Raw genomic sequence first — 10,960 nt, 5'->3', positions numbered from 1 at the left:
CTTCTTCCTGAAAATCAAGGCTGCCTTCCCCGGGAAAGCGCGATGAACCTTTTTTTATGGGGTCGGTTCCACCCTGCCCGAGGTCGGTCGATTGCGCTCGATGTAACGTTCGACATAGGAACACGACGGAATCACCTGGTACCCTTCGCGCTCGGCATATTCGAGCGCGTGCTGCGTCAGCACAGCAGCGATGCCTCGCCCACGCAGCGCATCCGGAACGAAGGTCCGGTACATGTCCAGCGTCTGCTTGCCCAAATCCATATAGGCCAGATAGGCACAATGACCGTCGATCACCGCCTCGAAGCGATGCCCCGCCAGGTCATGGTGAACACGCACCGTATCGCTCATTTTGACTCCTCAGCAGGATTGCCCTGTCTTCTTGTTCTCGATCACGCTGCGGTCCATGACGCAGAACTGGCAGCCGAAACATACACAGGTGTCTTTTCTACCTGTTTCGCATCCGTTCGAACAGCCTCAGCTGATCAATATTTGTGCGCGGCATTGAAGGAACTTTCGATCAAACAGAAGATCAGGCAACTATGAGTGCATGTATTCCCGGCGAACACTGGATGTTTTTTATCCAACTTTCGCAAAGGGGTGGTAAAGCAAAAGGCCATTTGAAAAAAAACCTGTGGCTCCGAGGCTCGCTCCGTTTACTTAAGCTAAGTTCTAGGTAGTATGTGCGCGCAAACTTTCCATAACGGAAGTTGCTTATGGATTTCCACCTTAAGGGGAACAAGATGAACAACGTTCTGAAATTCTCTGCTCTGGCTCTGGCCGCAGTTCTGGCTACCGGTTGCAGCAACAGCATGACCAAAGAAAGCGAAGCTCGCCTGACCGCGACCGAGGACGCCGCTGCCCGCGCCCAAGCTCGCGCTGACGAAGCGTACAGCAAGGCCGACGAAGCTCTGGCCGCCGCTCAGAAGGCTCAGCAGACCGCTGACGAAGCCAACGAGCGTGCTCTGCGTATGCTGGAACGCGCCAGCCGCAAGTAAGCTTGTAGAAATAAAAAAAGCCGACCTTTGAGGTCGGCTTTTTTATGCACTTAGATCAGCAGTCAAAACAACTGTTCTTCCTGAGCAGCCACTTCCGTCCGTTGCTCGGCAATCTGGATCGGCAGGCCGTCCTCGCCAGCGATGATTTCGCGGACCATTTCCCAGTCTAGATGCAGCTTGCCCGCGGCATCGTCGCGCTTGAGTAGCGTATTGATCACGACCGCATGCTTATCCATCAAGGTGAGCGTTTGCTGATCACCCTCTTCCAGCGGCGCATGGGCTTCGAGATACACCTTGCCCTCACTCACGCCGAATTTGTATGGCTCGTCGACGATGCGTACCGGGGTACCCACCTTCACCATCTTCGCCAGCTCCAGCACATTATGGTTGAGCATGCGGAAGCAGCCATGACTGACGCGCATACCGATCCCGAACTTCTTGTTCGAGCCATGGATAAGGTAGCCGGGCAGCGAAAGCGTCATCTTGAACGGCCCCAGCGGGTTATCCGGTCCGGGTGGAACGACTGTCGGTAACGGGTCGCCATCTGCAGCGTGCTCGTCACGGATGGATTGCGGTGGGTACCAGGCGGGGTTGCTGGTCATTGCCGAAATCCGCGTATTACCAACCGGCGAGCCCCAACCCTCGCGACCGATTCCGAGGGGGAAGGTGTGCACAACGTTCTGGCCTTCCGGGTAGTAATAAAGGCGGTACTCGGCAATGTTGATCACCACGCCTTCACGCGGACCCGGCGGCAGAATGAAACGGGTCGGCAGGATGATGTCCGTGCCCTCGCCTGGCAACCAGGGATCGACACCCGGATTGGCCGCCACCAGCTCCAGATAGCCAAGGTCATGGGTTTCACCAATGGCGGCGAAGGTGTCTTCGTACTTGGCCTTGATGACCTGAATCTGACCGACTATGTCGTCGCCTTCCGGCGGCAGCGGCAGCTCAAGCGCCGCGCTGGAGCCTGCTGAAAGCAAAGCAGCGAGTGACAAACAGGAGGCGACTGCAAACGCGCGCGAGAGCATTCAGAAATCCTTGAGAACTTGGATGATGGAAATGGTGCGATTGTACGTGAACCGGGCGAAACGTGAGCTACCAGGCAGCGGTGGCGGACGGAAGGCCCTTGCGTCGCGCCTCAAGCAACTGCCTGCAGTTCGGACACAGCTGTCGGTCCTTCAGCGTGGCGCGCTCGAGCTCCCTCCAGCGAGGCTGCGCAGGCAGCAGACCGCCACACAGGGTACGGTCGGCATTGCCGCTCAGCTCAAGCTGGCGCAACGCCAGGTGCAGTCGATTCTCGCGGCAGGCGAACATGTCGTACTGTTCGTCCGGCACGATGATTCGATAAGCGTAAAGGGTCCTGGCTGAGCGCGACATCTGAGGCTCCAATCGAGGGCGCGACAGTAGCTGCGCGCACGCCTCAAAGCAAGGGCTCGAGCACCGGCCAGACGGTATCCAGCAGCTGGGTCTGGGCCTCTGCGGTGGGGTGAATGCCATCGGCCTGCATCATCCCCGCGACGCCACCAACCCCCTCCAGCAGAAACGGCACATAAGCCACCGGTTTCTCCGCTGCCAGCGAGTCGAAAGCGTCAGCGAACGCGCGGGTGTAACGCTGCCCGAGATTGGGCGGCATGCGCATTCCAAGCAACAGGACCTCTGCACCCGCCTCGCGGCTGCGATCGATCATCTCGGCAAGATTCTGTTTCAATTGCGCTGGCGACTGTCCACGCAGACCGTCGTTGCCTCCCAGCTCGAGAATCACCACCTCGGGAGCATACTCCTCGAGCAACGGATCAAGCCGCGCGAGCCCGCCAGACGTGGTGTCGCCACTGATCGAAGCATTCACTACGCGCCACGAATCATCCGCCCCGACCAGGCGTTCCTGCAGCAGATGCACCCACCCCTGGCTGGTTTCCAGCCCGAAAGCCGCGCTGATACTATCGCCGACCACCAGTACGGTTCCGGCCAGGGCTCCCTGAGTCCAGCACAGCAGCGCCAGAGCCCCGCATTTCAGCCACTTTCGCATCGGATCCCCTCATGAGCGGCAACATTCTCGACGCCCGGAACCTTAACAAAGTGGTACCCAGCGCGGAAGGCGAGCTGAGCATCCTGGCCGACCTCTCGCTGCAGCTGGCCAAGGGCGACAGCCTCGCCATCGTCGGCACCTCCGGCTCGGGAAAGTCGACCCTGCTCGGTCTGCTCGCCGGGCTTGATCTGCCGAGCTCCGGGGAAGTGCACCTGGCGGGCCACGCGCTGGCCGCGCTCGATGAGGATCAGCGCGCTCGCGTACGCGCCGAACACGTCGGCTTTGTCTTCCAGTCGTTCCAGTTGCTGGACAGCCTGAACGCGCAGGAGAACGTCATGCTGCCCCTTGAGCTGGATGGCCGTCGCGATGCCCGCGAGCGCGCCACCGAACTGCTCGGCCGCGTCGGCCTCGGCGAGCGCCTGCACCACTATCCGCGACAGCTTTCGGGGGGCGAGCAACAGCGGGTTGCGCTGGCCCGCGCCTTCGCCGCCGAGCCCGACGTACTGTTTGCCGATGAGCCCACCGGCAACCTCGACACGCATACCGGCGCGCACATCACCGAGCTGCTTTTCGAACTCAATCGCGAGCGTGGCACCACGCTTGTGCTGGTGACCCATGACGAGCGCCTGGCCAAACGTTGCCATCGCATGATTCGCCTCGAGGGCGGTCGGCAGATCGCTGCCGAGGCGGCTGAATGATGCGCATGCCCAAGGCCCGTCTGTTCGCCCTGGCCTACCGGCAGTTATTGCGTGACGCTCGCGCCGGTGAGTTGCGCGTGCTGTTCTTCGCGCTGGTCATCGCCGTGGCCGCCAGCACCGCGATCGGTTATTTCGGCGCACGCCTGAACGGCGCCATGCTGCTACGCGCCAGCGAATTCCTCGGTGCTGACCTGGTGTTGAGCGGCAGCGCGCCGGCAGCGCCAGCGCAGATCGAAGCGGGCACGGCGCAAGGCCTCGCGCATGCCCAGGTCGTCGAGTTCTCCAGCGTCATCGCGACCGATGAGGATCTGCAGCTTGCCAGCGTCAAGGCCGCCAGCAACGGTTATCCGTTGCGGGGCACCCTGCGCAGCGCTGCGCAGCCCTATGAAACCGAGCAGCCCGGCGGCGCTCCTGCCCCCGGCGAAGCCTGGGCCGAGGCGCGGCTGTTTGCAGCACTTGATCTGGAGATAGGCGACAGCATCGAGGTCGGCAACAAGCCGCTGCGCCTAACCCGCGTGCTGACCTACGAGCCGGACCGGGTTGGCGATTTCTACAGCCTGACGCCTCGGGTGCTGATGCACATGGAGGACCTGGCCGCGACCGGTGTCGTGCAACCCGGCAGCCGCGTCCGTTATCGCGAGCTGTGGCGAGGTGAAAGCGCGGCATTGGCGGCCTATCAGCAGTCACTGCAAAGCGATCTGCAGGCGCACCAACGCATCGAAACGGCCAACGACAGCAATCGCCAGATCGGCGGTGCCCTTAGTCGCGCCGAACGCTATCTGAACCTGGCCAGCCTTGCCGCCATCCTGCTGGCCGGGGTGGCGGTCGCGCTCTCCGCCGCCCGCTTCGCTGCGCGCCGCTTCGATGCCAGTGCACTGTTGCGCTGCCTGGGCCTGTCGCGTCACGACGCCCTGCTGCTCTACGCCCTGCAACTGGGCATGCTCGGCCTGCTGGCGAGCATCGCCGGTGCGCTGCTCGGCTGGGCCGCGCAGCACGGACTGTTCTTTTTGCTGCGCGATCTGCTCGCCCAAGAAATACCACCTGGCGGCATCTGGCCGGCCGCGGCAGGCATCGCAACCGGGCTGGTGGCCCTGGCAGGCTTTGCCCTACCGCCGCTGGCGGGGCTGGGGCGCGTGCCTCCGCTGCGCGTGCTGCGCCGCGACATGCTGCCGGTACCACCTAGTGCGTGGCTGGTCTATGGGACCGCGATTTTCGCCCTCGGGCTGATCATGTGGCGGCTGAGCCTGGATCTGAAGATCACGCTGGCACTGCTTGGCGGCGGCCTGCTCGCCACGCTGCTGCTTGGCGGTGTGCTTCTTATGGGGCTCAAGGCCATGCGCCGCCTGCTTGCGGGTGCCTCGCTGAGCTGGCGCCTGGGCCTCGGCCAGTTGCTGCGCCATCCACTGGCTGCCGCCGGACAGGCCCTTGCCTTCGGCCTGATCCTGCTGGCCATGGCGCTTATCGCGCTGCTGCGAGGTGAGCTGCTCGATACCTGGCAGGACCAGCTGCCGGACAACGCACCGAATCATTTCGTGCTCAATGTACTGCCGGCGGAAAAGGATGCCTTTGCCGAGCGCATCGCGGCCATCTCGGACCATGCCGCGCCACTGTATCCGGTCGTGCCAGGACGCCTGATCGCGATCAACGGCGAGCCGGTGCGCCAGCTGGTCAGCAAGGAATCCCAGGGTGAGCGCGCGATCCGCCGCGACCTGAGCCTGACCTGGGCCGCCGAACTACCGAAGGACAATCACATCGTCGCGGGTAACTGGTGGGGCGATCAGGGCGACGCGGACATTCCCGGGGTATCCGTCGAGGCGGAACTTGCGCAAAGCCTGCAATTGAAGGTCGGTGATCGACTGTCCTTCACCATCGGCGGGCTGACCCGCGAGGCCAGCGTCACCAGCCTGCGCGAGGTCAACTGGGACAGCTTCCAGCCCAACTTCTACATGATCTTCGAACCGGACACTCTCCAGGGCATGCCGGCCACCTACATGACCAGCTTCCACCTGCCGCCTGGCAAGGAACGCGAACTGGTGGAGCTGGCCCGCGCGTTTCCTTCGGTCACCCTGCTGCAGGTCGAGGCGCTGCTGGCTCAATTGCGCAGCATCCTTGCGCAGGTATCACTCGCCGTGGAATACGTACTGCTGTTCGTCCTGGCCGCCGGACTGGCGGTTCTGTTCGCCGGGCTGCAAGCGACGCTGGACGAGCGCATTCGTCAGGGCGCGTTGCTCAGGGCGCTCGGTGCAGAGCGGGGCTTGCTGCTTCGTGCGCGCCGAGCCGAGTTCGGCCTGTTGGGCGCCGCCAGCGGCCTGCTCGCCGCAGTCGGCTGCGAGCTGGTCAGCGCCCTGCTCTATCACTACGCATTCGATCTGCGCTGGCAGCCGCACCCATGGCTGCTGGTACTGCCGTTGATAGGTGCTTTGCTGGTCGGTGGCGCCGGTCTGATCGGTACTCGACGCGCGCTGAATGCGAGCCCGCTGACCGTACTGCGCGAGAGTTGAAGCGCTACAATCGGCGACTTTTCAGCGAGGACGCAAATCATGAGTCGCTATCGCCCACCGCGCCCGGCCGGCACGCCCCTGATCACCCCAGAAGGCGAGGCTCGGTTGCGTGCCGAGCTGCACGAACTCTGGCACGTCAAGCGTCCGCAGGTGACCCAATCGGTGAGCGAAGCGGCGGCGCAGGGTGATCGTTCGGAGAACGCTGAATACACCTACGGCAAGAAGATGCTGCGAGAGATCGACAGCCGCGTGCGATTTCTGACCAAGCGTCTGGAAAAGCTCAAGGTCGTAGGCGACCGGCCCAGCGACCCGAACAAGGTGTATTTCGGCGCATGGGTGACCCTCGAGGACGAGGATGGTGAGGAGTCGCGCTATCGGATCGTCGGTCCTGACGAACTGGACCTGCGCCAGGGCCTGATCAGCATCGATTCGCCCCTGGCGCGGGCGTTGGTGGGCAAAAGCCTGGATGCCGAAGTCCAGGTGCAAACCCCGACCGGGATGAAGCTCTGGTATGTGGTCGCTGTCGAGTATCAGTGACCGGCAGGTCAATATCGGACGATTCGGTCAGCATCTTCGGCGATTATGCTGACTTCTCAAAGCGATTGGCGGCTAAAAAGAAATATCATCACTTTCTTACCCAGGCGCCGTTTCGCTCGGTAACAATGACCGCACGCCGCACAGATATCACCGCAATATCACCTCCCGTCGTAATTGCCCGACTAGAGCGGACGCGCCCCCCGCTCGGTACTTATGGCACGAATGCTGCGCTCTTCAGCGCGCAGTACGCGCCATGCGCGGTGAACGGCAATGGACTGCCCACAGCCCGATTCACATTCGAAGAGTGCGTCCATGAACAACAACAAAACCTTGCTCGCTCTCTGTCTCGGTGGCGCCATGGCGCTTGCCGGTCAGGCTCATGCTGCTACTGGCAGCGGCTACACCGCTACGAAGTACCCGATCGTGCTCGCCCACGGCATGCTTGGCTTCGACAGTCTGCTGGGCATCGATTACTGGTACGGCATCCCCAGCGCGCTGCGCCGCGACGGTGCGCAGGTCTACGTCACCGAAGTCAGTCAGCTCAATACGTCCGAATTGCGCGGTGAGGAGCTGCTTGCGCAGGTGGAGGAAATCGTCGCCATCAGCGGCAAGCCAAAGGTCAACCTGGTTGGCCACAGCCACGGCGGCCCGACCGTGCGCTATGTAGCCGGTATCCGGCCGGACCTGATCGCCTCGGTAACCAGCGTGGGCGCACCTCACAAGGGTTCGGACGTCGCCGATCTGATCCGCAAGATCCCCGAGGGCTCCTCTGGCGAGGCGATCATCGCCGGTCTGGTGAACGCCATGGGCAGCTTCATCAATTTCGTTTCCGGCAGCTCAAGCACGGCCCCGCAGGACTCTCTCGGCTCGCTGGAGTCGCTCAACAGCGAAGGCGCCGCCCGCTTCAACGCCAAATTCCCGCAAGGCATTCCCACCACCGCTTGCGGCGAGGGCGCCTACAAGGTCAATGGCGTGCGCTACTACTCCTGGAGCGGCACCAGCCCGCTGACCAACCCGCTGGATATCAGCGACGCCATGATGGGTGCCGGAGCCCTGGCATTCAGCGGGCCCAACGATGGACTGGTCGGGCGCTGCAGCTCGCACCTGGGCATGGTGATCCGCGATAACTACCGGATGAACCACCTGGACGAGGTCAATCAGTTCATGGGGCTGACCAGCCTGTTCGAGACCGATCCGGTCAGTGTCTATCGCCAACACGCGAACCGCCTGAAGAACGCGGGCCTTTGACGCGCGACTCTTCGTGAACCAGGCCGGGATCGTCGATCCCGGCCGCTATCACCGAGCACCCCATGAGCAAATACATAATTCTTCTGGTGCTGGCCGTGGCGCTAAGCCTGACCATCATGCAGAGCCGATCGACACCCAGCCCGGCTGCAGTGGCCGAATTGCCATCGGCCACCTCACCCGCCACGGCTGCCCCAACACCACCCCGGAAGCCGCTGAAAACCCAACCGGCATCGCAAGGCGCGCCGCAGTTGCCGACGTCGTTCAAGGGCACCCAGGTCGATGGCCAGTTCCGTCTGGATGAAGCCGGCAACCTGCTAATCGGCGCCGAACTTCGGCATCTGTTCGATTACTTTCTCGCCGCAGCCGGAGAGGAGCCGTTGAAGAACAGTATCGAACGCTTGCGCCGATACATCGTCGCCGAGCTGCCGGAGCCGGCTCAGAGCCAGGCATCAGCAGTGCTCACCCAATATCTCAACTACAAGCGCCAACTGCTTGATCTGGAAGCAGCTTATTCGCGAACCACGGACATTTCAGCGCTACGCCAACGATTGAGTGCCGTACAGGCGTTGCGCGCACGCGTGCTGGAGCCGGCTGTTCACCAGGCGTTCTTCGCCCTGGACGAGGCCTATGATCGCTTCAGCCTGGAGCGCCTGGCCATTCAAGCCGATTCAGCACTGGACAGCGAAGCCAAGGGCCGCGCCATCGACCAGCTGCGCGCCGGATTGCCCGGCGACCTGCAAGAGCTGCTCGTGCCGCAGCTGCAAAGCGAGCTGCGAGAGCAAACTGTCGCCTTGCAGGCCCAGGGCGCCAATGCGCAGCAGATCCGCCAGCTGCGCCAACAGTTGGTGGGCAGCGAGGCTGCCGCCCGACTCGAAGCGCTGGATCGACAGCGCGCGCAGTGGCAGCAACGGGTCGCTGTCTATCGGCAGGAACGTCAGCGTATTGAAGCCACCCGCGGCCTGGACGATGTCGAGCGCCGCAGCGCTATCGAGCAACTGGAGGCCGAGCAGTTTGACGAGGGCGAACGCTTGCGGCTTGTCGCTGCCTTTCAGCAGCAGGAAGTGGCAGAGCGCTGAGAGCGGTCAGTTGGCCGCGGTCTTGCGGTCGGCCTCGAGCAGATAGCGCTCGCGCTGGTAGGCCAGGTAGTACTTGTTGACGCTGTTGACGTATGCCACTACGCCCATGCCAACAGTTTCCATAGCGATACGCTCGACCTGGAAGAACCACTGATCCGGGTTCAGACCGCGCCGACGGGCTTCGGCGCGCATACTCTGCACCCGCTGCGGGCCGAGGTTGTAGGCGGCGAGAATAAACGCCATGCGCTCACGCTCGTTCAGTCGCGGGCTGGCGAAAAAGTTACGACGGATGTTCGCCAGATACTTCGCACTGGCCTGAACGTTGTTGTCCAACTGGTGGATGTTGTTGACACCCATCGCACGAGCCGTGGCCGGCGTCACCTGCATCAACCCCGTGGCACCGCCGGCGCCCCGCGCCGCGGGGTTCAGGGTGGACTCCTTGAACGCCAGGGCGGCGAGGTTCAGCCAGTCCAGCTCGATCTGTTCGGCATAGCGCTGCAGGGTCGGACGAACCTTTTCCAGACGCTGGCGGCCCACTCGGTCGAGCGGGTACTGGACCTTGTACAAACGCCGGTAGACGCGCTCGAAGGCGGCATCCTGGTTGTCTGGCAGGTCGAAATCCTTGAGAAAGCGATCAGCACTGGCGCGCAACATGCTGGCGTCGTTCCGCACGAACCAGTGCATGCTGGCCTTGTCGCCCAGGCTCAGGTGCTGCTCGATGCGCAGTTTCGGCATGACCTTGGCCCAGCGCTCGGCGATGGTCTGCTCGACCACGGTCGCCGGATAGACGCCGGCCTGCACCATCTCCAGCACATCCTCGACAGCCAACGTGGGGTCGACCCACTCGGCAACGATCGGCGCCAGCTTACGCTCCATCAGTTGCCTGTTCAGCCGCGCGAGCGCCGGCCCTGCGGCGCTGCCAGGTGGCAACGCAAGGCTGCGCCCGGATAGCTGGTCCAGACGCTGATAGCGTGGGCCGCCCTGGCGGCCGACGAGCACCAATGACACGTCGCTGACTACCGGCCGGCTGCGGCTGATGCCTTTCATGCCCGCCAGCGGCAGTAATTCGCCGGGCGCTACCAGATCCCCCTCGCCGCGCTGCAGCGCGCCAAGCAACTGATCCTTGGCTTTGGGGATGATCTTCAGGGTAATCGGCCGCGCGGATGCAGCATTGCGATTCAGGTACTGCTCGAAGGCCCGCAGCCGCGCGTACTCGACGCCAATCGCTTCGCCTTTCACCTCACCGGAGCTGTTCCGGCTCTGATTGACCAGCACGCGCAGTACGCCACTACGGCGAATTTCGGCCAGATCACGTACCTTGTCGTTCGCTTGCCACGCCTCGGGACCCGCCAAGCGCGCAGTCGCCATCGTTGGCATCAGGGCCAGCAGCAGGCAGAACATGAGTGGCAGCAATCGTGGCATCGGGATGCACCGGTGTGAAGACGCAGGGAACGCTGGTGCGGTGCTCCCTGCCCGCAAAAGGTGGCAAAGGTTCTCACAGGTTGGCTTATTCCGCCAGTTTACTCTCCAAACTGGTTTAGCTATAACTCGTATATTATTGATTTAGTTAGTTTTTAAGTTCGAGGTATCCATGCAGCTTATCGACATCGGCGTCAATCTGAGCCACCCGACATTCGCCTCCAGCGCACCTGCGGTCGTCGAGCGCGCCAGAGCGGCCGGCGTCGTGCAGATGGTGCTTACCGGCACCAGCCTCGAAGAAAGCGAAGCTGCTCTCAAGCTCTGCCGCCAACTGGACGAGTCCCGTCTGCACCTGTTCAGTACCGCGGGTGTGCATCCGCATGATGCGAGCCACTGGACGACTGACAGCGCCAGCCAGTTGCGCAGCCTTCTCGCCGAGCCCGAAGTGCGCGCAGTCGGC

At 62.8% G+C, this 10,960-nt stretch carries 12 protein-coding genes; 7 read left to right on the top strand and 5 right to left on the bottom strand.

Annotated elements, in window-relative coordinates; genetic code table 11:
• Window positions 1–54: 54 nt before the first annotated feature.
• Window positions 55–348 (bottom strand): GNAT family N-acetyltransferase, encoded by a 294-nt coding sequence (locus tag RT582_RS07410; RefSeq protein WP_046619398.1) that lies wholly within the window; start codon window positions 346–348, stop codon window positions 55–57.
• Between the two features lie 392 nt (window positions 349–740).
• Here RT582_RS07410 and RT582_RS07405 point away from each other — a divergent pair, with 392 nt between their 5' ends.
• Complete coding sequence (locus RT582_RS07405) at window positions 741–995, top strand: Lpp/OprI family alanine-zipper lipoprotein (protein ID WP_003294452.1); 255 nt, start codon at window positions 741–743, stop codon at window positions 993–995.
• A gap of 62 nt (window positions 996–1,057) precedes the next feature.
• Here the strand turns inward: RT582_RS07405 and RT582_RS07400 are convergent, their stop codons facing one another.
• The 3 genes from RT582_RS07400 to RT582_RS07390 form a co-directional block, all read right to left on the bottom strand.
• On the bottom strand, window positions 1,058–2,023 hold the full coding sequence (locus RT582_RS07400) for a L,D-transpeptidase family protein (RefSeq protein ID WP_045666525.1): 966 nt from the start codon (window positions 2,021–2,023) through the stop codon (window positions 1,058–1,060).
• 67 nt (window positions 2,024–2,090) lie between these two features.
• Window positions 2,091–2,372: a hypothetical protein gene (locus RT582_RS07395; RefSeq protein ID WP_041013972.1), complete on the bottom strand. Its 282-nt coding sequence runs from the start codon at window positions 2,370–2,372 to the stop codon at window positions 2,091–2,093.
• 43 nt (window positions 2,373–2,415) lie between these two features.
• Entirely contained in the window at window positions 2,416–3,021 is a 606-nt protein-coding gene (locus RT582_RS07390; protein ID WP_090519993.1) for an arylesterase, read from the bottom strand.
• A gap of 11 nt (window positions 3,022–3,032) precedes the next feature.
• Here RT582_RS07390 and RT582_RS07385 point away from each other — a divergent pair, with 11 nt between their 5' ends.
• The 5 genes from RT582_RS07385 to RT582_RS07365 all read left to right on the top strand — a co-directional run bounded on the left by RT582_RS07385 (window position 3,033) and on the right by RT582_RS07365 (window position 9,081).
• Window positions 3,033–3,719, top strand: coding sequence for an ABC transporter ATP-binding protein (locus RT582_RS07385; protein ID WP_313477037.1), 687 nt, complete (start codon window positions 3,033–3,035; stop codon window positions 3,717–3,719).
• Window positions 3,716–6,220 (top strand): ABC transporter permease, encoded by a 2,505-nt coding sequence (locus RT582_RS07380; protein ID WP_313477036.1) that lies wholly within the window; start codon window positions 3,716–3,718, stop codon window positions 6,218–6,220. The genes RT582_RS07385 and RT582_RS07380 overlap by 4 nt, the downstream gene beginning before the upstream one ends.
• 39 nt (window positions 6,221–6,259) lie before the next feature.
• Entirely contained in the window at window positions 6,260–6,757 is a 498-nt protein-coding gene (gene greB, locus RT582_RS07375) for a transcription elongation factor GreB (protein ID WP_125877689.1), read from the top strand.
• 312 nt (window positions 6,758–7,069) lie between these two features.
• Entirely contained in the window at window positions 7,070–8,005 is a 936-nt protein-coding gene (locus RT582_RS07370) for a triacylglycerol lipase (protein WP_376785674.1), read from the top strand.
• Between the two features lie 62 nt (window positions 8,006–8,067).
• Window positions 8,068–9,081, top strand: coding sequence for a lipase secretion chaperone (locus RT582_RS07365; RefSeq protein ID WP_313477035.1), 1,014 nt, complete (start codon window positions 8,068–8,070; stop codon window positions 9,079–9,081).
• Between the two features lie 6 nt (window positions 9,082–9,087).
• Here the strand turns inward: RT582_RS07365 and RT582_RS07360 are convergent, their stop codons facing one another.
• On the bottom strand, window positions 9,088–10,503 hold the full coding sequence (locus tag RT582_RS07360) for a transglycosylase SLT domain-containing protein (protein ID WP_125861946.1): 1,416 nt from the start codon (window positions 10,501–10,503) through the stop codon (window positions 9,088–9,090).
• A 169-nt stretch (window positions 10,504–10,672) separates the two neighbouring features.
• Between RT582_RS07360 and RT582_RS07355 the strand changes: the two genes are divergently transcribed.
• Window positions 10,673–10,960, top strand: a 288-nt coding sequence (locus tag RT582_RS07355) for a TatD family hydrolase (RefSeq protein ID WP_313477034.1), incomplete at its 3' end; no start/stop codon positions are given.

The organism is Stutzerimonas kunmingensis, assembly GCF_032106285.1.
Classification (GTDB): domain Bacteria; phylum Pseudomonadota; class Gammaproteobacteria; order Pseudomonadales; family Pseudomonadaceae; genus Stutzerimonas; species Stutzerimonas kunmingensis_B.
This window is presented reverse-complemented; position numbering and strand designations above follow the sequence as displayed.

Coding starts and splice junctions, on each gene's coding strand:
- RT582_RS07410 (WP_046619398.1), bottom strand. CDS start 348: ATGAGCGATACGGTGCGTGTTCACCATGACCTGGCGGGGCATCGCTTC.
- RT582_RS07405 (WP_003294452.1), top strand. CDS start 741: ATGAACAACGTTCTGAAATTCTCTGCTCTGGCTCTGGCCGCAGTTCTG.
- RT582_RS07400 (WP_045666525.1), bottom strand. CDS start 2,023: ATGCTCTCGCGCGCGTTTGCAGTCGCCTCCTGTTTGTCACTCGCTGCT.
- RT582_RS07395 (WP_041013972.1), bottom strand. CDS start 2,372: ATGTCGCGCTCAGCCAGGACCCTTTACGCTTATCGAATCATCGTGCCG.
- RT582_RS07390 (WP_090519993.1), bottom strand. CDS start 3,021: ATGCGAAAGTGGCTGAAATGCGGGGCTCTGGCGCTGCTGTGCTGGACT.
- RT582_RS07385 (WP_313477037.1), top strand. CDS start 3,033: ATGAGCGGCAACATTCTCGACGCCCGGAACCTTAACAAAGTGGTACCC.
- RT582_RS07380 (WP_313477036.1), top strand. CDS start 3,716: ATGATGCGCATGCCCAAGGCCCGTCTGTTCGCCCTGGCCTACCGGCAG.
- greB (WP_125877689.1), top strand. CDS start 6,260: ATGAGTCGCTATCGCCCACCGCGCCCGGCCGGCACGCCCCTGATCACC.
- RT582_RS07370 (WP_376785674.1), top strand. CDS start 7,070: ATGAACAACAACAAAACCTTGCTCGCTCTCTGTCTCGGTGGCGCCATG.
- RT582_RS07365 (WP_313477035.1), top strand. CDS start 8,068: ATGAGCAAATACATAATTCTTCTGGTGCTGGCCGTGGCGCTAAGCCTG.
- RT582_RS07360 (WP_125861946.1), bottom strand. CDS start 10,503: ATGCCACGATTGCTGCCACTCATGTTCTGCCTGCTGCTGGCCCTGATG.